At 72.2% G+C, this 22013-nt stretch carries 20 protein-coding genes and 1 tRNA gene; 12 read left to right on the forward strand and 9 right to left on the reverse strand.

Going from position 1 to position 22013, the window contains the following annotated elements:
- Nucleotides 1-122: 122 nt before the first annotated feature.
- Genes ABEE00_RS29565 through ABEE00_RS29575 form a run of 3 tightly spaced genes read right to left on the reverse strand, consistent with a single transcriptional unit; the run spans nucleotide 123 to nucleotide 1389 of the window.
- Complete coding sequence (locus tag ABEE00_RS29565) at nucleotides 123-335, reverse strand: DUF397 domain-containing protein (RefSeq protein ID WP_345748795.1); 213 nt, start codon at nucleotides 333-335, stop codon at nucleotides 123-125.
- A 33-nt stretch (nucleotides 336-368) separates the two neighbouring features.
- Nucleotides 369-581, reverse strand: a complete 213-nt coding sequence (locus ABEE00_RS29570) for a DUF397 domain-containing protein (protein WP_345748796.1) — start codon at nucleotides 579-581, stop codon at nucleotides 369-371.
- Nucleotides 565-1389 (reverse strand): helix-turn-helix domain-containing protein, encoded by an 825-nt coding sequence (locus ABEE00_RS29575; protein ID WP_345748797.1) that lies wholly within the window; start codon nucleotides 1387-1389, stop codon nucleotides 565-567. Before ABEE00_RS29575 ends, ABEE00_RS29570 begins: the two co-directional genes overlap by 17 nt.
- Nucleotides 1390-1470: 81 nt before the next feature.
- Here ABEE00_RS29575 and ABEE00_RS29580 point away from each other — a divergent pair, with 81 nt between their 5' ends.
- Nucleotides 1471-1953 carry an ATP-binding protein gene (locus ABEE00_RS29580; protein ID WP_345748798.1) on the forward strand — a complete coding sequence of 161 codons (483 nt, stop codon included), beginning with the start codon at nucleotides 1471-1473 and terminating at the stop codon, nucleotides 1951-1953.
- Between the two features lie 4 nt (nucleotides 1954-1957).
- Here the strand turns inward: ABEE00_RS29580 and ABEE00_RS29585 are convergent, their stop codons facing one another.
- The gene (locus tag ABEE00_RS29585) at nucleotides 1958-3193 is read right to left on the reverse strand and encodes a M6 family metalloprotease domain-containing protein (RefSeq protein WP_345748799.1); all 1236 of its coding nucleotides are present in this window, start codon (nucleotides 3191-3193) and stop codon (nucleotides 1958-1960) included.
- 425 nt (nucleotides 3194-3618) lie between these two features.
- Between ABEE00_RS29585 and ABEE00_RS29590 the strand changes: the two genes are divergently transcribed.
- Nucleotides 3619-5403 carry a putative bifunctional diguanylate cyclase/phosphodiesterase gene (locus ABEE00_RS29590; protein WP_451918693.1) on the forward strand — a complete coding sequence of 595 codons (1785 nt, stop codon included), beginning with the start codon at nucleotides 3619-3621 and terminating at the stop codon, nucleotides 5401-5403.
- Nucleotides 5404-5446: 43 nt separating this feature from the next.
- Here the strand turns inward: ABEE00_RS29590 and ABEE00_RS29595 are convergent, their stop codons facing one another.
- The 3 genes from ABEE00_RS29595 to ABEE00_RS29605 form a co-directional block, all read right to left on the reverse strand.
- Entirely contained in the window at nucleotides 5447-6553 is a 1107-nt protein-coding gene (locus ABEE00_RS29595; protein ID WP_345748800.1) for an LLM class flavin-dependent oxidoreductase, read from the reverse strand.
- 237 nt (nucleotides 6554-6790) lie between these two features.
- Nucleotides 6791-7531 (reverse strand): maleate cis-trans isomerase family protein, encoded by a 741-nt coding sequence (locus ABEE00_RS29600; protein ID WP_345748801.1) that lies wholly within the window; start codon nucleotides 7529-7531, stop codon nucleotides 6791-6793.
- 112 nt (nucleotides 7532-7643) lie between these two features.
- Nucleotides 7644-8582 carry a maleate cis-trans isomerase family protein gene (locus tag ABEE00_RS29605; protein WP_345748802.1) on the reverse strand — a complete coding sequence of 313 codons (939 nt, stop codon included), beginning with the start codon at nucleotides 8580-8582 and terminating at the stop codon, nucleotides 7644-7646.
- A 248-nt stretch (nucleotides 8583-8830) separates the two neighbouring features.
- Between ABEE00_RS29605 and ABEE00_RS29610 the strand changes: the two genes are divergently transcribed.
- From ABEE00_RS29610 to ABEE00_RS29650, 9 genes are all read left to right on the forward strand, one after another.
- Nucleotides 8831-9796, forward strand: a complete 966-nt coding sequence (locus ABEE00_RS29610; protein ID WP_345748803.1) for a D-2-hydroxyacid dehydrogenase — start codon at nucleotides 8831-8833, stop codon at nucleotides 9794-9796.
- Nucleotides 9797-9903: 107 nt separating this feature from the next.
- A complete protein-coding gene (locus ABEE00_RS29615; RefSeq protein ID WP_345748804.1) occupies nucleotides 9904-11334 on the forward strand; it encodes an amidase in 1431 nt (476 codons plus the stop codon).
- A 177-nt stretch (nucleotides 11335-11511) separates the two neighbouring features.
- Nucleotides 11512-12438 carry an ectoine/hydroxyectoine ABC transporter substrate-binding protein EhuB gene (gene ehuB, locus ABEE00_RS29620; RefSeq protein ID WP_345748805.1) on the forward strand — a complete coding sequence of 309 codons (927 nt, stop codon included), beginning with the start codon at nucleotides 11512-11514 and terminating at the stop codon, nucleotides 12436-12438.
- On the forward strand, nucleotides 12435-13181 hold the full coding sequence (gene ehuC, locus ABEE00_RS29625; RefSeq protein ID WP_345748806.1) for an ectoine/hydroxyectoine ABC transporter permease subunit EhuC: 747 nt from the start codon (nucleotides 12435-12437) through the stop codon (nucleotides 13179-13181). Before ehuB ends, ehuC begins: the two co-directional genes overlap by 4 nt.
- Nucleotides 13178-13828, forward strand: a complete 651-nt coding sequence (gene ehuD / locus ABEE00_RS29630; RefSeq protein ID WP_345748807.1) for an ectoine/hydroxyectoine ABC transporter permease subunit EhuD — start codon at nucleotides 13178-13180, stop codon at nucleotides 13826-13828. The genes ehuC and ehuD overlap by 4 nt, the downstream gene beginning before the upstream one ends.
- Nucleotides 13818-14645, forward strand: coding sequence for an ectoine/hydroxyectoine ABC transporter ATP-binding protein EhuA (ehuA, locus tag ABEE00_RS29635; RefSeq protein ID WP_345748808.1), 828 nt, complete (start codon nucleotides 13818-13820; stop codon nucleotides 14643-14645). Before ehuD ends, ehuA begins: the two co-directional genes overlap by 11 nt.
- A 198-nt stretch (nucleotides 14646-14843) precedes the next feature.
- A complete protein-coding gene (locus tag ABEE00_RS29640; RefSeq protein ID WP_345748809.1) occupies nucleotides 14844-15602 on the forward strand; it encodes an IclR family transcriptional regulator in 759 nt (252 codons plus the stop codon).
- A gap of 121 nt (nucleotides 15603-15723) precedes the next feature.
- A tRNA-Lys gene (locus ABEE00_RS29645) sits at nucleotides 15724-15797 on the forward strand.
- Between the two features lie 581 nt (nucleotides 15798-16378).
- A complete protein-coding gene (locus ABEE00_RS29650; RefSeq protein ID WP_345748810.1) occupies nucleotides 16379-17656 on the forward strand; it encodes a hypothetical protein in 1278 nt (425 codons plus the stop codon).
- A 42-nt stretch (nucleotides 17657-17698) separates the two neighbouring features.
- On the opposite strand, the gene ABEE00_RS29655 is transcribed toward ABEE00_RS29650, so the two are convergent.
- Together ABEE00_RS29655 and ABEE00_RS29660 are read right to left on the reverse strand one after the other, a co-directional pair.
- On the reverse strand, nucleotides 17699-19909 hold the full coding sequence (locus tag ABEE00_RS29655; protein WP_345748811.1) for a tetratricopeptide repeat protein: 2211 nt from the start codon (nucleotides 19907-19909) through the stop codon (nucleotides 17699-17701).
- A 129-nt stretch (nucleotides 19910-20038) separates the two neighbouring features.
- Nucleotides 20039-21076 carry a DUF3533 domain-containing protein gene (locus tag ABEE00_RS29660; protein ID WP_345748812.1) on the reverse strand — a complete coding sequence of 346 codons (1038 nt, stop codon included), beginning with the start codon at nucleotides 21074-21076 and terminating at the stop codon, nucleotides 20039-20041.
- 343 nt (nucleotides 21077-21419) lie between these two features.
- Between ABEE00_RS29660 and ABEE00_RS29665 the strand changes: the two genes are divergently transcribed.
- The gene (locus ABEE00_RS29665; protein ID WP_345748813.1) at nucleotides 21420-22013 is read left to right on the forward strand and encodes a lytic polysaccharide monooxygenase auxiliary activity family 9 protein; all 594 of its coding nucleotides are present in this window, start codon (nucleotides 21420-21422) and stop codon (nucleotides 22011-22013) included.

Genomic DNA, 22013 nt, shown 5'->3' on the forward strand with positions numbered 1-22013 from the left:
AAAGCCTTTGTTGGACCCCGCGCGCCACCGGACCTCGGCACACCGGGTCCCGGAAACCCCGATCCGGGCAGAGCTGAGGGGCCGGACAACGACCGCCCGACCCCTCCTCGTACGACGTCACCTCAGCGGGCGCCGAAGACACCCTTTCCGGCGGCAGCGGCGAATGCGCCGAACGCGGCGGCGGGGAAGGCGAGTACGGGGCCCTGCGTGTTCTTCGAGTCCCGGACAGCGATCCGAGCGCCGGCTCGGATCACCTCCAGGCACTCACCGCCCTGGCCACCGCTGTAGCTGGACTTACGCCAATGCGGCTGGGACAGGTCAGACTTGCTGCACATCCAGCACCTCCACGTCCCTCGCGGAGTGCGGGGTCAGTCAGCGTCGAAGACGCCCTCCCCCGCTGCTGCGGCGAACGCGCCGAACGCGGCGGCGGAGAAGGCGAGTACGGGACCCCGCACGTTCTTCGAGTCTCGCACCGCGACCTGAGAACCGACCTCAGCGACCTCCACACACTCGCCGCCCTCGCTACCGCTATAGCTGGATTTGCGCCAGCACGGCTGGGACAGGTCAATCTCGCTGCTCATCCAGTTCCTCCATGACCTGAGCGATCAACTCCGCCGAATCGTCGGGGGACAGCGCGGCGGCTCGCACGAGATCGTATTTCACCCCGCACCGTTGCACCTCGTCTGGTTGCGACAGCGTCTGCCCACCGCCATACCCCTCCGCGTAGGCAATATCCAGGCTGTCGTCGAAGGACATGAGGGTGACCGAACCGTTGAACCCGGCATGCGCGCCCGCACTGTTGGGCAACACCTGAATCACCACCTGAGGTGACTCGCGGTATTCCAACAGCCTTGCCAGTTGGGCCCTCATGACGCTGGGCTTCCCCACGGTCCGGCACAGCGCGGCCTCGTCGAGAACCATCCAGAAGCGCAGGGCCCGCTCCCCAGTAAGCGCCTGCTGCCGATCCATCCGCGCCCGCGTCAGCCCATCAAGGTCCACGGGCCGCGCAGGCCGCAGCACCTCGCGGGCGTACTCCTCGGTCTGGAGCAACCCGTGCACGACCTGCACCTGATACGTACGGATCTCCGTCGCCTTGGCCTCCAGCTCCGCGTACCCCTGGAACCACCGCGGCAGTCCGGCCCTGCTCACCAGCGGCCAGAGGCGGATCAGGACGCCGTCGGCGCCCAACGCGCCGTCGCACCGCTTCGCGAAATCCAGGCTGGGCGTGCGCTGCGCGGTCTCCACGAGCCCCACCAACGCCCCGGTGTAATTCACGATCTCGCCCAACCGCTCCTGACTCAGCCCCGCCTTCACGCGCAGTCTCCGCAACTCGCTGCCGAAGAAGTCCAATACCGAGGCCGATGGGTCGAGTTCACGCGGAGCCACCATGGCGCCGCCTCCATCCGAACAGCAGGGACGTTGGGTGATGTTCTCTAGCTGAGAGTAGTCAGCACTCACCACGCTGATCCCGTGAACCCCGAAATCCACGTACGCGACGAAGCGCTCGACGAGCCCACCCGCGCCCCCTGGCCAGGCCGCCGATACCGCCTCACCCTCACCCCGGGACTCCACAGCGCCCGCCACGTACGCCGCATCCTCCGGGCCCACCTCGCCGCCTGGCACCTCGCCGCCCTCTCCGACGCCGCGGAACTCGGTGTGACCGAGCTCCTCTCGAACGTCGTGAAGCACGTACCGGACTCCCCCTGCACCGTGCTCCTGCGGCGTACCGACGACGGCGTACGCGTCGAAGTCCACGACTGCTCGACGGAGTTGCCGACCCCGCGCACAGCGGACAGCGAGGAGGAAGGCGGCCGCGGGCTGGCGCTCCTCGGCGCGTGCACGGACGCGTGGGGCGCGGAGCGGACGGGGCCGGCCGCGAAAACGGTCTGGTTCGAGCTGCGCGGCACACCCAGCAGCACACCCAGCAGCACACCCGGCGCCACACCCCGCTGACCCCCTACCGCACCGGCGGCATCCCCGCCGCATTCACCCCCGTGTCCGGCACCGAAGAGGGAAGGCCGCCACGCGTGACGCGGATGTTCCAGCCGCCGTTCTCGGAGCGGCCCGTCACCTCTACGCGGATGCCGCCTCCGTGGCGGGTCGCGTAGCTCTCGCCCGTGCTCAGCGGGGCGTCGGCGAGGCGGGGCAGGACCGCGGAGGCCGGGCAGCCGTCCGTACGGGGGTGGCCGTCGATCACCTTCACCGGGCCCTCCGTCGAGGGGCGGTCGCTGCGCACCCAGTAGAGGAGGACGCCGCGGCCGCACGAGGCGGAGTCCGGGCCCTGCGGCTCGCGCGCCTCCATGACCAGGGCCTCGGTGGGTCCCGTGCGCAGCACGGCGAGCCTGCGGTCGCCCGCGCCGCCCAGGCGGCGGTCGCCGAGCGGGCGCAGGGTGGCCGCGTCGCTGCCCTTGCCCGCGGGGAAGCAGGTCACGTTGCGCCGGTCCAGCCAGCCGAGCTTCCACTTGTCCCAGCCGAACGGGTCGGGCGACAGACCGAACTGACTGCCCATCAGGTCCCAGTCGCCGACGTACGTGTCCCAGTCGCCCGTGCCGTCGGTGGGGCGGCGGTACAGGTCGGGGAGGTCGAAGATGTGGCCCGTCTCGTGGGCCAGCACGTTGCGGTCGGGCGGGGTCTGCTCGAAGACCGTGACCATGCGGTTGAGGTCCTTGCCGTCGGCCTCCAGCGGCTCGTCGAGGTTGACCACCTTGGTGGCGTCCGGGTTCACGCCGGGGGCGTCGGGGTCGGCGACGAGGTAGACGAAGTCGTACCGGCTGAAGTCGATGTGCGGATCCGCCGCCGCGATCGCGTCCCGCAGGTACTGCGTGCGCTGCTCCTGGCCCCAGTCGCGCTGTATCCCGTACGCGGTCGAGGACCGGGGCATCTGAGTCCACCGGTTGTCCGGGTGCGCCCGCAGGTCGAAGGCGCCGTACGAGACCCGGCGGAAGAAGTCGGAGGTCGCCGGGAAGTGGTCGGCGGTGAGCTGGCGCGGGGTCGTCATGGGCTGCGCGTCGGGGAAGGAGAGGAAGACCATCGCGGCGTCAACGGCGCCCCGTGGTCTGGGGTAGCTCGCGTCCCAGCTGTCCACGCCCAGCGAATGGTGTGCGTCGGTGCGCGGGAGGGCGCACGGGCTCGCGGCGGCGTACGCGGTGGTGATGGGACCTGCGATGAGCCCCATCGACATGAAGGCCGTCATCGATATGAGTGCTGCCGCGGGCCGGCGCCACCCGTCGAGGGCGGCCACCGCACGGGGCGTTCGCCGCTGCGCCACGTATCGACCTCACCGGATCGGGAACTGCGGACCGGCCTCCACCCTTGTCCCGCTAAGCCCGTTTGGTCCTGTTCGGCTGGGCCGTCCGTGCCATCGCGCGGCGGCTACGGCGCGTCACCTGGCGTCGACCCCGGTCGCGGTTCTTTCAACACCGGAGCAGAAACTGTCACCCGCGTAAGAACGCGTCTGCCACACCGGCAACAGTGGCCTTGATCAGCCTCCCGGACGCTGGCTACGGCCTCCCGGCTGCCTCTATGATCGGCACATTTCCAGCGCGGACCCGCTTCCGGACGGCACAGTTCCGCCGCCGGTCCTGTCCGCACGAATCGAGTCCCCCGTGGGAGCGATCGGTGAACGGACCCCTCGAAGGGCCGGGCGAGAGCCCCGGCCACGCCCCCGGAACACCAGCGCAAACCATCACGGAGAGTATTGGAGAACGCGTCAGGCGCGGGCGCAGGGGACGCCCCCCGATCAGCGACTACCGCGCCGCCTTCCACGCCGCGCAGCTCCCCATGGCCATCGTCGGGCGGGACGGCCTCGTACGGTCGGCGAACCGGGCGCTGGGCACCCTGCTCGGGGTGCGCGCCGAGACGCTGGCCGCCGTGCCGGTCGCCGAGCTCGCCGGGATCGCCCCCGACCAGCACGCGCGCCGCGCCTGCCACGAGGTGCTGTGCGGGCGCAGCGACAGGATGAGCAGCACGAGCAGGCTCAAGCACGCCGACGGCCACACGCTGTGGGCCGACGTGGCGCTGACCCCGACCTCGCGGGGCGGCGAGGCGCTGCTGACGGTGGCCGACGCCAGCGAGCGCCACGACCTCCAGGAGCGGCTGCGGCACCTGCAGATGCACGATCCGGTGACCCGGCTGCCCAACAGGGCGCTGTTCTTCGAGCGGCTGGCCACCGCGCTCGGCGAGAGCGCCACGGGCCGGGTCGGCCTCTGCTACCTGGACCTGGACGGGTTCAAGGCGGTCAACGACACCTTCGGGCACCGCGCCGGCGACGAGCTGCTGTGCGCGGTGGCCCGGCGGCTGGCCGGCTGCGCCGAGGACGGCGAGGGCCGGGGCCACCTGGTCGCGCGGCTCGGCGGCGATGAGTTCGCGCTGCTCGTGGAGAGCTCGGCGGGCACGGAACAGCTCTCCTCCCTCGCCGAGGCCGTGCAGGCCGAGCTGCGCAAACCGTTCGATCTGAACGGCTCGCGGCTCGCGGTGTCGGCGAGCATCGGCGTGGTCGAGCGGGAGGCAGCCCACACCGGGCCCACCGAGCTGATGCAGGCCGCCGACACCACGCTGTATTGGGCGAAGGCCGACGGCCGCGACCGCTGGACCCTCTTCGACCCGGAGCGGAACGCGCACCGGATGACCCGCCAGGAGCTGGCCAGCACGCTGCGCGGGGCGATCGAGCGGGACGAGTTCACGCTGGAGTACCAGCCCATCGTGGGCTTCGAGGACGAGACCCTGCGCGGCGTGGAGGCGCTGGTGCGCTGGCGGCACCCGCGCTTCGGCACCCTCGGGCCGAACCGGTTCATCGGGCTCGCCGAGGAGAACGGCGCCATCGTGCAGCTCGGCCGCTGGGTCCTTGCGGAATCGTGCCGCCAGGCCCGCAGGTGGATGGACGAGCACCCGGGACCGCCGCTGTTCGTGAGCGTGAACGTGGCCGTACGGCAGGTGTGGGACTCCGACCTGGTGGCCGACGTGCGGGAGATCCTGCGCGAGACGGGGCTGCCCTCGGGGCTGCTCCAGCTGGAGCTGACCGAGTCGGCGGTGATGGGCTCCGGCGGCCGTCCGCTGGAGGCGCTGCACGCGCTGAGCGACATGGGCGTGCGCATCGCCATCGACGACTTCGGCACCGGCTATTCCAACCTCGCCTACCTGAGCAGGCTGCCCGTACGGGTGCTCAAGCTGGACGGCACCTTCGTGCAGGGCTTCCGCACGGCGCGGCACTCCAACCCCGCGGACGAGACGATCGTGGCCGCGCTGGTGCAGCTCGCGCACAAGCTCGGGCTCACGGTGACCGCCGAGTGCGTGGAGGGCCAGGCGCAGGCCGACCGGCTCCGGCGCATCGGCTGCGACACGGGCCAGGGCTGGCACTACGCGAAGCCGATGGCGCCGGAGTACATCGACAAGCTGCTGCACTAGCGGCCACGACCGGTCCAAGTCGGTCCGGCCTTACGAGGCGCCGTCAGGCAAGGTGCGGCAACTCGTAGGCCTCGGAGACCAGTTCCAGGGACCGCACCCGCGCCGCGGGCGTGTGCGCGTTGGCCGTGAGCATCAGCTCGTCGGCGCCGGTGCGCTTGGCGAGCGCGTTCAGGCCCTCCCGCACCGCGTCCGGGGTGCCGTAGGTGACGTTGCCCAGCCACTTGTCCACGAAGTCCCGCTCCATCTCGCTGAACGGGTACGCCTCGGCCTCCTCCGGCGTGGGCATCAGGCCGGGACGTCCGGTGCGCAGCCGCAGCATGGACAGCGCCCCGGTCAGCACCTGGCGGTGCGCCTCGCGCTCCTCGTCGGCGGCCAGCGCGGCGGCGCCGATCAGCGTGTACGGCTCGTCGAGCACGGCGGAGGGGCGGAAGCTCTCGCGGTAGAGGTCCAGCGCCGGCATCGTGTTGTGGCTGGAGAAGTGGTGCGCGAAGGCGAAGGGCAGACCGAGCTGCCCCGCGAGCTGCGCGCTGAAGCCCGAGGAGCCCAGCAGCCACACCTGCGGCGTGGTCACGTCGCCGCCCTGCACCGGGCCCGGCACGGCGTGGATCCGCGCATAGCGGTGGCCGTCGGGGAAGTCGTCGTCCAGGAAGCGGATCAACTCCGCGAGCTGCTGCGGGAATTCATCGGCGCCCTCCTGGAGCCGCTCGGTCCTGCGCAGCGCGGCCGCCGTCGCGCCGTCCGTGCCGGGCGCCCTGCCCAGGCCCAGGTCGATGCGGCCCGGCGCGAAGGCCTCCAGGGTGCCGAACTGCTCGGCGATCACCAGCGGGGCGTGGTTGGGCAGCATCACGCCGCCGGAGCCGAGCCTGATCCGCTCGGTGTGGGCGGCGAGGTGGGAGAGGATCACCGCGGGCGAGGAGCTGGCGACGCCGGGCATCGAGTGGTGCTCGGCGACCCAGTAGCGGGTGAAGCCGCGCCGCTCGGCGAGCCGCGCGGTCTCCGTCGCGGCCCGCAGCGCGTCGGCCGAGCCGTAGCCCGTACCGACGTTGACCAGGTCCAGCACGGACAGCGGCACGGGGGCCGTGCCGTGCGCCGTACCCCGGATGCCGTCGCTCTGGACGCTGCCGTCGCCGTCCCGCTCCTCGCCCGTCACGTGGGTCCGCCTCTCTCCGGATGGTGTCGCGATGGTCTCGCGTGGTCCGGCAGGGACAACGGCGGGCGGCGGCGATCTCTTCCCCGGGGGCGGTGTGCGACGCGACACGGAGGGACGGGGCCCGGGGGCTCCCCTAGGGGGCGGGTCTCCCCCTAGGGGCAGGGTTTCCCCTTACGGGAAGGGTTCTCCCCTAGGGGCAGGGGTTCCCCTAGGGGCAGGGGCTCCCCTAAGGGCCCCTCAGGTGAAGAGGCGGCCCAGCTCCGGGCAGCGCACCTGTACGTCGAGGAGGCGCAGGCCCTCCCGCGCGGTGACCTGGTTGGCGGTCAGCACGGGCTTGCCCAGCTCCGCTTCGAGGTCGGGGATCCAGGCCGCGGTGTGCAGCGCGGTGTCGGGGAGCAGCACGGCCTGGGCCTCGGGGTGGTCGCCCGCGCGGGCCATCGCGAGCACCTCCTCCTTGCCCCAGGTGCCGACCTCGGCCGCGGTGATGATGCCGCTGCCGCGCATGGAGACGACCTCGGCGCCGGCCGCCTTGAGGAACGCGGCGAAGAGCGAGGCCACGTCCTCCGGATACGTGGCGGCCACCGCGACCCGCTCCACCCCCAGCTCCCGCACGGCCCCCGCGAACGCGAACGACGTGCTGGACGCCGGGAGTCCCGCGGTCAGCGACAGCTCCCGCACCTGGTCGTGCGCGCCGTCCCAGCCGAAGACGAAGCTGGCGCTGGTGCAGGCCCACACCACGGCCTGCACGTTCTCCTTCTTGACCTCCTCGACCCGCGCGGCGAGGCGCGCGGCCGACCCCATCTCCAGCAGCGCGTCCACCCGGTGGGCGTCCTCGCCGATGTCGGTGTGCACCAGCGGCAGCCGTACCCCAGCGCCCGCGGCGTTCAGGATCCGCTCCAGGCGCGGGTAGTCGTCCTCGGCCGAATAGCCGGGGTAGAGGAATCCGACCGCCTTGGTGTGGTCAGCCGCGTTCGCCATATGCGCCTCCGTCGCTGGTGCGTGTGCCGGTCGCCGGCGCCGTGTGCGGGCCGCCGGTCTCGTGTGCTGCTGTACGAGGGGTGGGCCCCGTCGTACGAGGTGTGCGCCCCGGTCAGACCGGGGGCTGCTGCCCGCCGAGGTCCTCGGGGGCCTGCGGGGCCGCGGGGCTCTCGACGCCCTCGGCCGCTTCGCCGGTGTCGACGGCGCCGCAGGGCTCCACCCCGTAGGGGGCGGGGGCGTACGGGTCGGTGCCGAGGCTCTCCCCGTAGGGGTCGGCGGGCGGCGCGGGGTTCATCGCCGCCGGGCCGCGTCGGGCCACCGGGTCGAGCAGCGCCTGGTACGGGCCGACGGCCTGCTTGCCCATGCGGCGCAGCGCGGCCCACACGGTCACCTGGTTCGCCGAGAGCACCGGCATCCGCAGCTCGGCCTCCAGCTGCGGAATCACGTCGTACGTCGGGAGGTTGGTGCAGCTGATGAACAGCGCGTCGGGGCTGCCCTCGGCGACGGCGGCGCGCGCCATCTCCACCACGTCCCGGTAGGGCACGCGCCAGATCTCGCCGGTGAGCCCCAGATAGCTGCGCCCGGTCACGGCAACGCCCGCCTCGCCGATGAAGTCCTCCAGCGAGTCGGTCACCGACTTCGTGTAGGGGGTCACCACCGCGATGCGGTGCGCGTCGAGCTCGTGCAGCGCGTCGAGCAGCGCGCCCGAGGTGGTCAGCGCGGGGATCTCGCCCGCCTGGGTCATCGCGGCGGACATCGCGCGCTCGCCCGCCGTACCCGCGACGAAGCTGCCCGAGGAGCAGGCGTACGCGACGACTTCGGGCGCCACGGCGCACAGCGCCCGCACGGCCTCGCGCAGCGTCTCGTGCTCGCTCACCAGCCGTGCCAGGTCGAGGCTGACCTCGACGGGGACGAACGGGGTGCGGGTGAGGTGCAGCGACACGTCATCCGGCACCCAGCGCCACAGCTCGCGGTCGAGGGCGAAGTCGAACGGCGCGACGATTCCGACGCCACGCTGCGGCTGCGGTCCGCCGAGGAAGGAGACATCCATTTCGAGCCCCAAAGAACGGAGGGGTGGCCTGCGCGGCCAGAAGCCAAGTGAGAAGCCGAAGGAAGAAAAGGAACACGCCGGTCGGAAGCCGGGACGCAGGGACAGATGCCTTTGTTGACGAAGGTAGTTTGCGCTCCCTACCGTGGTCAATCCTCGTATCCCTCAAAAGGCCCCGCCCTGCATCGCGGGCTTCCTCGCGCGACCTCGCACAGTCCACCGCACCTCCGTTGCGAAAAGGTTTCCCGCCGATGTCCGAACCCCGCGTCCTCGTCCTCGATGCGGAGCCGCTGCCCCGGCTCGACAGGCTGCACGGGCGTGCCCGTGTGGTGCACGCCGACGAGAAGGACCTGGCGGACCATCTCCCGCACGCCGACGTGCTGTTGGTGTGGGACTTCCTCTCCGACGCGGTGCGCGAGGCGTGGCCCGGCGGCGGTCCGAGGCCGCGCTGGGTTCACACGCCGAGCGCCGGTGTCGACCGGCTCCTTCCCGAGCTGGGCGAATCCCCCGACACGGTCGTCACGAATGCCCGTGGGGTGTTCGACCAGCCCATTGCGGAATACGTAGCCGGACTTGTACTAGCCATGGCCAAAGATTTCCACGGAACTTGGGAATTGCAGCGACAACGGCGTTGGCGGCACCGGGAGACAATTCGCGTGGGCGGCACGAAGGCCGTCGTGGTCGGCTCGGGACCCATCGGCAGGGCGATCGGCCGAACGCTCACGGCACTCGGTGTCGGCGTGGAACTCGTGGGGCGGCGCGAGCGCACGGGCGACCCGGAGTTCGGCACGGTGCACGCCATCGGTTCGCTGGACGCGCTGCTGCCCGAGGCGGACTGGGTGGTGTGCGTGGCACCGCTGACCGAGGAGTCGCGCGGGCTGTTCGGCGCCGGCGCCTTCGCGCGGATGAAGCAGGACGCGCGGTTCATCAACGTGGGCCGCGGCGCGCACGTCGTCGAGGACGCGCTGGCCGACGCGCTGGCCGGCGAGCAGATCGCGGGCGCCGCGCTGGACGTGTTCGCGGAGGAGCCGCTGCCCGAGGAAAGCCCGTTGTGGGACGCGCCGGGGCTGCTGATCTCCCCGCACATGAGCGGCGACACCGTGGGCTGGCGGGACGATCTGGCCCGGCAGTTCCTCGACAACTTCGACCGCTGGGAGGCCGGCGAGCCGCTGCGCAACGTCGTGGACAAGGGGCTCGGCTACGTACCGGGCGGCTGAGGCCACCGCCGGCGATCGTCCGGGGCCCGCGCGCCTCTTCCGCCGGCGGGCCTCCCGCTCCTAGCTTTCCTGCGGGACCCCGCCGGATCTTCGCGGAAGGACATGACATGCCGGACCTGGACCTCAGCTCCCTGACCGCGGCATCGCTGCTCGCCGGATACGAGGCGGGGGACTTCTCCCCCGTGGACGCCGCGCGGGCCGCGCTCGCCCGCGCCGAGGAGGCGCGGGAGCGGGTGAACGCCTTCGTGCGGATCGACCCCGAGGCGGCCCTGACCCAGGCGCGGGCCAGCGCCGAACGCTGGGAGCGCGGCGCGCCCCAGGGGCTGCTCGACGGGGTGCCGCTCACCGTGAAGGACATCCTGCTGCTGCGCGGCGCCCCCACGTACAAGGGGTCCTGGGCCATCGGCGAGGACGCGCCGCAGGACGAGGACGCCCCCTCGGTCGCGCGGGTCAAGGAGCACAACGCGGTGATCCTCGGCAAGACCACCACCCCGGAGTTCGCGTGGAAGGGGGTCACCGACTCGCCCCGGCACGGGGTCACGGGGAACCCGTACGACCCTTCCCGTACGTCGGGGGGATCCAGCGGCGGGGGCGCGGCGGCCGTGGCCATGGGCGCGGGGCCGCTGACGCTCGGGACCGACGGCGGGGGCTCGGTGCGCATCCCGGCCTCCTTCTGCGGGATCTTCGCGCTCAAGCCCACCTACGGGCGGATCCCGCTCTACCCGGCCAGCGCCTTCGGGACCCTCGCGCACGTCGGCCCGATGACCCGGGACGCCGCCGACGCCGCGCTGCTCATGGACGTGGTCAGCGACCCCGACCCGCGCGACTGGTCCCATCTCGGGCCCCGTACGGGCAGTTTCAGGGACGGTCTCGGGGGCGGGGTGCGCGGGCTGCGGATCGCGTACTCCCCCACCCTGGGCGGGTACGAGGTGGACCCCGCCGTGGCCGAGGCGGTGGGCCGCGCCGTGGACCGGCTCGCGGCGCTGGGCGCCGAGGTGGTGGAGGCCGACCCGCAGATCCCGGACTGCACCGAGGCGTTCCACACCCTGTGGTTCAGCGGCGCGGCGCGGGTGACACAGCACTTCGGCAAGGAGCAGCGGGACGCGCTGGACCCGGGGCTGCGGGAGATCTGCGAACAGGGCGCCGCCTACAGCGCGTTGGACTACCTCGCCGCCGTGGACGTGCGCATGGCGATGGGCCGGACCATGGGCGAGTTCCACCAGGCGTACGACCTGCTGGTGACGCCGACCATGCCGGGCACCGCGTTCGGGGCTGGACGCGAGGTGCCGGAGGGCGCTTCCTACAGCCGCTGGACCGGCTGGACCCCGTTCACCTACCCCTTCAACATGACGCAGCAGCCCGCCGCTTCGGTGCCCTGCGGCACGGACGGTGAAGGGCTGCCCATCGGCGTGCAGCTGGTGGCCGCGCGACACGAGGACGCGCTCGTGCTCCGCGCGGCGCACGCGCTGTACGAGGCGGGGGCGGCGGACATTCCCGGGCCCGGCGTGAATGAGGTGACCGCTTCCGTCGCGGGGTGACGGCGGGAAAGCGGACCAAGAACGGGAAAACGGTGAGAATGCGCGGAAGTTGAGCATTCCAGTTACCCGAGCGCCATTCCCGTGTCAATACCTTCGCAGGAACCACCTTGGTCGCGGAGGCATCAAGGGCCGGAAACGATCGGCATGTTGTTCCGGTAACCGGGTAGCCGCGCGCCCATGGCTCCACCACGAGGGAACACAACCGGAATTAACGGAAGAGGTTTCGGCCGCCGGTCCCTGCTCGCAGGGGCGGCGTCCTCGGCAGCGGTGGTCGCGCTCGGGGCGACCACCGCCTGCAGCCGGGTCTCCAGCGCGGCGGAGAACAGCGGGGGCGATCTGCTGGAGCGGCTCAGAGCCCAGGGCACGGTGCGACTCGGGATAGCCGGGGAGCAGCCCTACAGCTACATCGACAAGAACGGGGAACTGACCGGCTCTTCGCCGGCCATTGCGCGGGTCATCTTCAAGCGGCTGGGCGTCGCCCATGTGCAACCGCTGCCGACCGAGTTCAACTCGCTGATCGCCGGTCTCAACTCCCAGCAGTTCGATGTGATCGCCGCGGGAATGTACATCACTCCGGTGCGGTGCGACCAGGTGCTCTTCGCCGATCCGGAATACGAGATGCGGGACTCCTTCATCGTCCCCCGCGGAAATCCGAAGAATCTGCACGATTACGCGGACATCAAGAAGACGGGCGCCAGGATGGCGACCGGCGTCGGCTATGCGGAGATCGACTACGCCAAGGACGTCGGCATCAAAGAGGGCGACATGATGCTGCTCCAGGACCAGCTTGCCGGGCGGCTGGCGGTGGAGCAGGGCAGGGCGGACGTCTTCGCGGGCACGGCGGTGACCGTGCGCAACGTCGTACAGCAGGCGGACAACAAGAAGACCGAGTACACCCAGCCGTTCGCCGGGACGCTGCACGGCAAGAAGGACCTGGGCACCGGCGCCTTCGCGTTCCGCAAGGGCCAGTCGAAGCTCCGCGACGCGTTCAACGCGGAGCTGCACAAGATGAAGAAGAGCGGCGAACTCCTGCGGCTCATGCGCCCCTTCGGCTTCCTCGAAGGGGAGATGACGACCATGACGGCGAAGGAGCGCTGCGCATGACCGAGCTGACCCCGGGGCTGTGGCAACTGCTCCTCAAGGGGATATGGGTGACGGTCCAGCTGACCGTCTACAGCGCCGCGCTGGGCGCGCTCGTCGCCTTCGTCGTCGGCATCGCGCGCACGCACCGGCTGTGGATCGTGCGCTTCCTCTCCGGCGCCTACATGGAGATCTTCCGCGGGACATCGGCCCTGGTGCTGATGTTCTGGATGTTCTTCGTCCTGCCCGTCGCCTTCGGCTGGCAGCTCGTGCCGATGTGGGCCGCCGTGCTCGCGCTGGGCCTCTCGTACGGCGCGTACGGATCCGAGATCGTGCGCGGCGCGATCGCGGCGGTGGCCCCCGCGCAGCGCGAGGCGGGCATCGCGCTGAGCTTCTCCCCCTGGCAGCGGCTCACCAAGATCGTGCTGCCGCAGGCGCTGCCCGAGATGGTCCCGCCGTTCAACAACCTGCTGATAGAGCTGCTCAAGGGCACCGCGCTGGTGTCCGTCGTGGGCGTCGGCGACGTCACCTTCGGCGCCAACCTGGTGCGCAACGCGATCGGCGACAGCGCGCCGGTCTACACGATCATCCTGGTGATGTACTTCGTGCTCGCGTTCATCCTGACCCGCGGCATGCGGGTGCTGGAGCGGCACGCGAAGGCGGGGATCGGGCAGCCGCCCGAGCAGCGCGGTCTGCTGATGCGCAAGCTCGACGCGCGGGGCGAGATCGAGCAGGCCCGTGCCACGCACGGCGGAGGTGCCGTATGACCTTCGACTGGTCCGCTGTCGCGGACTTCATGCCGCGTTTCTGGGACGGCGTCCTGGTCACGCTCCAGGCGCTGGTGCTCGGTTCGCTGATCTCCTTCGCGCTCGGCCTGGTGTGGGCGCTCGCGCAGCGCTCCCCCTTCAAGGCCGTGCGCTGGCCGGTCAACGTGATCACCGAGTTCATCCGGAACACCCCGCTGCTGGTGCAGCTCTTCTTCCTGTATTTCGTGCTGCCGGAGTGGGGGATCACCTTCTCGGCGCTGATCACCGGCGTGATCGGTCTCGGCCTCCACTACTCCACGTACACCGCGGAGGTGTACCGCGCCGGGATCGAGGGCGTGCCGGCCGGGCAGTGGGAGGCGGCGACCGCGCTGAGCCTTCCGCGCGGCCGCACCTGGGGAGCGGTGATCCTGCCGCAGGCCGTGCGCCGCGTGGTGCCGGCACTGGGCAACTACGTCATCGCGATGCTGAAGGACTCGCCGATGCTCGCCACGATCGGCGTGCTCGAACTGCTCGGACAGGCCCGGCAGTTCAGCGCGGAGACCTTCCAGCCGACCGAGCCGATCACCGTGGTCGGCATCGCCTTCATCCTCATCGCCTACCCGGCATCCCTGCTGATGCGAGCCTTGGAGCGTCGTCTTGTCCGCTGACACCACACCGCCCGCCTCCTCCCCCGAGGAGTCCGCGAACCCCGCCGTCGACGGCAGCGAGCTGATCAGGTTCGACAACGTGACGAAGCGCTTCGGCAGCAACGTCGTGCTGGACAACCTCTGCTTCGACGTGGCCTCCGGCAAGCACGTGACCCTCATCGGCCCCTCGGGATCCGGCAAGACCACGATCCTGCGGCTGCTCATGACCCTGGTGAAGCCGGACGAGGGCACCATCAAGGTGGCCGGCGACTACCTCACCCACGAGGACCGCGGCGGCAAGCTCGTGTCGGCGGGCGAGAAGCACACCCGCGAGGTGCGCAAGCACATCGGCATGGTCTTCCAGCAGTTCAACCTCTTCCCCAACATGAAGGTGCTGCGAAACATCACCGAGGCGCCCGTGCACGTCCTCGGGCTGTCCAAGGACGAGGCCGAGCAGCGCGCACGCGAGCTGCTCGAACTCGTGGGTCTGACCGAGCACATCGACAAGTACCCGAACCAGCTCTCCGGCGGGCAGCAGCAGCGGGTGGCCATCGCCCGCGCGCTCGCCATGCGCCCGCAGGTGCTGCTCCTGGACGAGGTCACCTCGGCGCTCGACCCCGAGCTGGTGGCCGGAGTGCTGGACGTGCTGCGGGACATCGCGCACAGCACGGACATCACCATGCTCTGCGTCACGCACGAGATGAACTTCGCGCGCGACATCTCCGACGACGTGCTGATGTTCGACGCGGGCCGGGTCATCGAGTCCGGCGCGCCCGAGAAGATCTTCAGCGATCCGGAGCACGAGCGGACCAGGGAGTTCCTCAGCGCGGTCCTGTGATCGCCGCCCCCGGCCCCGCACACGGGGCCGGGGGCCTTACCAGGCACGGCCTGCGGCACGCAAGCATCGGCGAGGGCATATGCCGAAAGCAGCAACGCCACGGCGCAACACAGCACTTGACCGCTATCGTGAACCGTACGGCCGTGGCACTGCGCAGTGGACACGGCGTGTACGGTCACACCCTCCAAGGAGGCCACCGTGGCGCTCAGGCCCGAGCCAACCGCGCCGTTCCACTCGGTGCAGTACGCCCTGCGCGTGCTGGAGGCGGTCGCCGGACACCGGGACGGCATCAGCGAAGACGCGCTGGCCCAGCAGACCGGACTGCCTCCGGGACACCTCACCCACCTCCTGCGGATGCTCCGCAGGGAGAACTACCTGGAGCAGCTCGCCGAGGGCTCCTACGTCGTCGGCGAGTCCCTCATGCTCCTCGGCTCCGGCGGCAACCGCGAGCGCGCGCTCCGCGACCGGCTCCAGCGCACGCTCTCCGAGCTGCGCGACACGGTCGGCGCCGCCGTCTACTACAGCCGGTATCAGGACGGCGAGCTGGAGATCACGCAGTACGCCGACGGCCCGCAGACCCCCGCGGTCAACCAGTGGGTGGACTTCCGCTCCGCCGTGCACGCCACCGCCATCGGCAAGTGCCTGCTCGGACAGCTCGACCACGACGGCCGCAAGGACCACCTCTCGCGGCACAAGGCGGCCAGGCTCACCTCCCGGACGATCACCGACGAGCGCCTGCTGCTGAACACCCTGGAGCGGCAGCCCCCGACGGTCCCCGTCCTCGACCTCCAGGAGTACGCGGTCGGCACCGTGTGCGCCGCGGTCCCGATCACGGCGGGCTCCTCGGTCGGCTGCCTCGCGCTCTCCCTCCCGGTGGAGAACGCGCACCGGCTGCGCAGGGCCGCCGAGACGCTGAGCCGCAAGGCGGCGCCGGTGATGCTCTCGCTGTCGCTCTGAGCGTGCGGCGCACGGGTGCCGCGGGGCGGCTGCGAGCGGTGATCACCGGGGTGGTCACGAGCACCCCTGAAAAGGGGGTAGTATTTCTGTTGTCGCCGCCGAGAGCGGGGACACCACACAGGCGCCGCTAGCTCAGTTGGTTAGAGCAACTGACTCTTAATCAGTGGGTCCGGGGTTCGAGTCCCTGGCGGCGCACCTGTTCCGAAGGCCCCTCGCACAGGCGAGGGGCCTTCGTCGTGCGTGCGGGGCGGCACGGCTTAGGGTTCCCGGATGACCGGGGACGAGACGAGCGGGGACGACTGGATACGGGTCCCTGTGGGGGCGCAGGCGCACCGGTGGGCCACGCGCGGCGACTGCCGGCGGGTGCTGCTGGTCGTCCACAATGTGACGTCCGCCACGCGACTGCTCGATGTGCTGCCGCTGTTCCGCGACGATCTGCGGGTGCAGCTACTGGCCACGTGCACGGGCTCCTCCCCGTTCCGGTCCGGCGTCCCCGAGCTGCTCGCCGCCGCGGGCCTGCCCGTGCTGCCGTGGGAACAGGCCGTACGGACGCCCGTCGACCTCGCGGTCAGCGCGAGCTACGGCGGTCAACTGCACCGGATTCAGGGCAAGTTGGCGGTGCTCTCGCACGGCGTTGGCTACAATAAAAGGCTGGCTACACCGGACACCGGACACCGGACACCGGACGCCTTGCGCCCGCTCCCGAGCCCGCCCCCGTCTTCGGGCTCTCTCCCGAATGGCTGCTCCACGAGGGGCGGCCGATCGCCTCGCTCACGGTGCTCTCCCATCCCGAACAGCTCGACCGGCTGCGCTCCGCGTGCCCCGAGGCGGCCGGGACGGCGGAGGTCGCCGGTGACCCCTGCTACGACCGGATGCTCGCGGCGCGCCCCTACAGGGAACGGCACCGCAGGGCGCTCGGCGTGGGGCCCGACCAGCGCCTCGTGCTGCTCAACTCCACCTGGAACCCGGAGTCGTTGTTCGGGGACGGCGGAGACGGCGAGGGCGGTGACGTGCTGCCCTCGCTGCTGCCGCGGCTCACGGCCGAGCTGCCGGCCGACGAGTACCGGGTGGCCGCCGTGCTGCACCCCAACATCTGGCACGGCCACGGTCCCGGTCAGGTGCGCGCGTGGCTGGACCGCGCCGCACGGGCCGGGCTCACGCTGATCGACCCGCTGGAGGGCTGGCGGCAGGCACTGCTCGGCGCCGACCTCGTACTCGGCGACCACGGCAGCGTGACCTGCTACGCGGCGGCGCTCGGCGTGCCGGTGCTGCTGGGCGCCGGGCCGCTCGCGGGGCTCGACCCTGATTCGCCGGTGGCCTCCTTCGTACGGTCGGCGCCGCGGCTGCGCGCGGGGCGGCGGCTGCTTCCGCAGGTCGAGGCGGCGCTGCGGGGGTCTCGCGACGAGGCGGGCCTCCGGGTCGAGGAGGCGGTGACCTCGGTTCCCGGGGAGGCGGCCGCCCGGCTGCGCCGCGGCTTCTACCGCCTCGCCGGCCTCGCCGAGCCGCCGGGCCCGCCGCTGCTGGAGCCGCTTCCCCTCGCCCCGTACGAACCGCCGCGCAGGACCGCCCCGTTGCGGGTGCTGGCCCGGCTGCTGGGCGGGTCGCCGCCGGAGGTCGCGGTGCGGCGGTACGCGGATCCGCCGCGGGAGCCGCGCGGTGAGGGCGCAGCGCACACCGCCGTGTCCGAGGAGACCGCCGACCCGAGCAGGCTGGAGCTCGCCGACGTGATCCTGCGCTCGGGCGGCGCCGAGGACCCCAGGCTCGGTCCGCCGGACGCCTGGACGGCGGAGGTGCTGGAGCGGCATCCGCAGTGCGCGGTCGCGGCGTACATCGCGGAGCAGGGGCGGTGGACGGCCGTGCGCTGCCGGTCGGGCGAGGTGCTGCGGCTCACCTGGGGCGAGGGCGTGCCCGCTGCGGGCGCCGAGGACGCGGCGGCGGCCGTGTCCGCGCTGTACGCGTGGCTGGCCTCGGGGAAGTCGGCGGCCGGGCTGGAGGGTTCGCTGACGGTGCGGGCCGGGGCCGTGCTGCGGCGGGTACGCGTGCACCTGCGCTGAGGGCCTGTGTCCCCTCCCCGGCCGGGCGCGCGCGGCACGCGCTCACCCGGGGCAGCGGTCGCGCAGCTTCTCGATCTCCCGCCGGACCTCGGCCGCGCCGCCGGACGCCTCCAGCACCGCCGCTGCCTCGTCCAACCGCGCGGCGGCGGCCGCCCCTTCGCCCTCGTCCAGATGCGTGCCGGCCAGGCCCACCAGGCACTTGGCCTCGTTGAAGCCCTCCTGGGTCGGCAGGTCGGCGAAGCGCTGCCTGGCCTCCTCGAAGCGGGCCCGCGCGCCCTCCCTGTCGTTGAGCCCCCGGTGCGCGCGGCCGGAGTGGTAGAGCAGGATCGCGCGGGCGCGCGGCACGTCGGCGAAGCCCTCGTCGCCCTCGGCCAGGCCGTCCAGGAGCTCCCACGCCTCGTTCACCAGGCGCTCGGCCTCCGGGTAGTTCCACTGGTGCAGACGCTGCACGGCGAGCGCCTCCACCGCGGTGGCGGCTCCGCGCAGGTGCCCGGCCTCCCGTTCGGCGCGGGCCGCCCGCTCGTACGCCGCCGCTGCCTCCTCCCTCCTGCCGAGGAAGCTGAGCGCGTAGGCGTGCTGGGTGTGCATGCGGCCCTCGGCCGGCGTGCCCGGGCGGTGCTCGGCGGCCAGGCGCGCGCCGGTGGCCATGGCGCCGAGCAGGTCCCCGTACCCGCCCTCCTTCAACAGGAGCGGCCACAGCGACTGGCAGAGCTCCAGGGCGTCCTCGACGCGGCCGTACTCTTCGGCGACGGCGACCGCGGTGAGCAGGTTCTCGCGCTCCCGGGCGAGCTCGGCGAGTGCCGCGGCGCTCTGCTCCCCGGTCACGGTGTGCGGCGGGTGGCTGCGCGCGTGCTTCTCGTACCGCCCGAAGAGGCGCCAGCGGGAGGGCAGCGCCAAGTAGTCGTTCCGCGCGGCCAGTTCGCCGTAGTGCTCCAGCAGGCGCAGCTCGGCGTCGCGGCGGCCGCCGGGGCCCTCGTCCTCGGCGGCCGCGAGCTCGGCGTGCTCGCGCGCGGCGGGACGGAAGCGGTGCCTGCCCTCCTCGGAGCCGCGCTCCAGGAGCAGCCGGTCGGCGAGGGTGTCCAGGAGCCCGGCCGCCTCCTCCTCGTCCGCGTCGCCGAGGGCGCGCGCCGCGGCCCGCGCGTCGACGTCGCGCCAGCCGCGGAGTGCGAGCAGGCGGTACAACCGGGCGGCGCGGGGCGGGAGATCGCGGTAGACCAGCGCCAGGACCGCCTGTACGGGGTCGTGCTCGTGCGCCGCGCCGTCGCCTTCCGCCAGCCCCTCGGCCGTGCGGGCCCAGTCGTGCCGCGGCGCGCGGCGCGCGTGCCGGGCCAGCACCGTGAGGGCGAGCGGGACGCCGGAGCAGTGCCGCACGCTCCTGCGCACCGCGGAACGGCTGCCCGCCAGGCGCTCCTTGCCCGCCAGCCGGCGCAGCAGCCTCGCCGCGTCGCGCCGCCCGAGCGGTCCGACGGGGATGCCGCCGGCCTCGTCCAGCGCCAGGTCGTGGTGGCTGACCAGCACGGTCATCAGGCCGGGCGCGTCCACGAGGAGCCCGCGCACCTGGGCGGCCGAGTGCGCGTGGTCCAGCAGGACGAGGCGGCGCTGCCCGTCGAGCAGCGCGCGGTAGCGGGCCAGGCGGCCGTCCGCCGTGGCCGGGATGTCGCCGTGCTTCTCGCCGAGCTGCGCGAGCAGGCGGTACAGCACCTGGGTGCGGGTGAGCGCGCTGGAGACCCCCTCGCCGCGCAGGTCGACATGGAGCACCCCGTCGGGGAACTCCTGCCGCCGCGCGTCCGCCCAGTGCAGGGCGACGGCGCTGGCCCCGTGCCCCGGCGGGCCCCACAGCGCCGCGGCGCGCGCGCCGGGCCCCGTACGCCGCAGCTCGCGGTCAAGCGCGCGGAACGCGGGGCGCCTGTCGGTGAAGTGACGGGTCGTCGGCAGCGCGGGGCGCAGCGGCTCGGGCCGGCGCTCGACGGCCTGCGGGTCGGGGACCAGGCGCGCGAGCAGTTCGACGGCGGCCGCGTCGGAGGGGTGCTCGCGCAGCGCGGGCACCAGCCGTTCCACCAGGGCGCTGCCCTGCTCCTGGGTGGCGGGCATCCGTACGTCGCCGCCGAGGCGTCTGCGGACGAGCGCGCCCAGGCCCTCGCCCAGCGGGCGCACCGCCTCGGAGCCCACCGTCTGGAGCGCCGAGTTCACCAGCATCGTCGCGGCCGCTGTCAGCGGGTCCATCGCCGAGTCCCCCTCCGGTCCGTACGCCAACTCCGCACGGTGGAAAGGGTATCGGCGAGGGGAAGCCCCCCTCGGGCCCCGGCCGGCCGGCCCTCTGCTGACTGCCTCCGGCTGGCCGGCCCCGGCTCAGGGGTCCCGGCCGAGGGGGATGCGCGCGGCTCAGCCCATCGGGCGTCCGAGCGGCATCCGCTCCAGGGGCACGTCCCGCCGGCGGAAGTGGAGCAGCGCGCCGAGCAGGGCGAGGGCGATGCCGACGGCGGCCCACACGGCGAGCACCCACAGGGGCTTGGCCAGCGCGTTGGCGTCGAAGTACACGATGTTGCGCACGGCGTGGGTGCCCGCGCCCGGTGGCAGCCACTCGCCGATGACGCGCCAGAAGGGCGGGATCATGCTGCCCTGGTAGGCGCCGCCGGCGCTCGGGTTGCCGAGCACCACGAAGATCACGATGGCGAGCCCGATGCCGATCACGCCGAACAGCACCTGGAGCGCGGTGGTCATGGCGCCCGTGGCGAAGACGATCAGCGCGCCCAGTCCGGCGAGCTGCCAGAAGTGCCCCGGCAGGGCGCCCAGTACGGGGCCGACGATGACCGCCCCGCCGATCCCGGAGAGCACCCCGTACACCGCCATGGTCAGCAGCCGCATGACGGCGCGGCGCACGTTGGCCGGGCGGGCCCCGGCTGTGACGCCGAGCATCGAGGCGGCCAGGTAGCCGCCCACCAGCCAGCCGATGACCAGGTAGAACGCGGTGAGGCTGCCGTGGTCCTCGGCGTTCGCCGGGGCGATGTCCTTGGTGCGCAGCTCCCGTTTCTGGTCCGCCGCCGTCTGCTTGCCGATCTCCTGCGCGGCCTGGGTGACCGAGCTGCCCGCTGCCGAGGCGACCAGCAGGGTGTCCTCGTTCCCCTTCGGGTCCATCACGTACGCGGCCTCGGCCTTGCGGTGCATGATGCGGTCGCCCGCGGCCTTCTCGCCCTTCACGACGGTGGCGCGCACCGGTTCGCCGGGGAGCCCGTCCAGCTTGTCGGCGACCTGCTGCGGGGCGGCGACGGCGATGGGGATGCGGTGCGGCTCGGGGTGGTGGAAGGAGCCGATGTAGGAGAGCAGGAAGCCGAGTTGCACCAGGAAGACGGCCACCATCAGGAAGAACGCCCGAGGGGTGACCGCGTCCCGCAGTTCGGCGGCGAAGCTGGAGTGGCGCATGGAGGCTGTTCCTCGTCTCGACGGCTGACTCGATGCTGGTGTGCACGATGCTCGTTTGCACCATCCATACATCAATGTCCGCTTTCGGCGTGGGAGGGGCGCGACACCGGTCCATGAGGGGGTACGGGGCCGGGTCCGGCGATCACGGCGTAGCCGCGGCTCAACGCGGCCTCAAGGGAGCCTGAAGCGGCGACATTTCGGGCAATCGGCCTGGACTCCGCCGTGCCCCCGTCCCTAGATTCCCGGTCGGTCCGGACCACAGCACCCTCGGCGGACCCCGTACGGGTTCCCCACGACCCCGTACGGGTCCCCCACCCCCACGAACGACCAGGAGTGAGCGAGCATGCGCAAGAGGATCATCGCGGGAGTCGCCGGACTCGGCGTCGGGGCCTCGGCCCTGATGTTCACCGCAGGGTCCGCGCAGGGCCACGGCTTCAGCACGACACCCACCAGCAGGCAGTCGCAGTGCGCCGACGGCAAGGTGTCGGGCTGCGGCGCGGTGCAGCACGAGCCGCAGAGCGTGGAGGGCCCCAAGGGATTCCCCGCGAAGGGACCCGAGGACGGGAAGCTCTGCTCCGCGGGCAAGGGCGGCTTCGGCGCGCTCGACGACCCGCGCGGCGGCAAGTGGCCGACCACGAAGCTCCAGGCCGGCAAGAGCCACACCTTCGGCTGGCAGATCACCGCCGCGCACCGGACCACCGACTTCCGGTACTACATCACCAAGGACGGCTGGGACCCGAGCAAGCCGCTCACCCGCGCCGACCTGGAGAAGAAGCCGTTTCTGAAGGTGCCGATGCACGGCAAGCAGCCGGAGACGAAGTGGAGCGCCAAGGGCAAGCTCCCCGCGGGCAAGAAGGGCCGGCACATGATCCTCGGCGTGTGGAACATCGCGGACACCGGCAACGCCTTCTACTCCTGCTCCGACGTGAAGTTCTGA

Source organism: Streptomyces odontomachicola (genome assembly GCF_039605595.1).
In the GTDB taxonomy this organism is placed as follows: domain Bacteria; phylum Actinomycetota; class Actinomycetes; order Streptomycetales; family Streptomycetaceae; genus Streptomyces.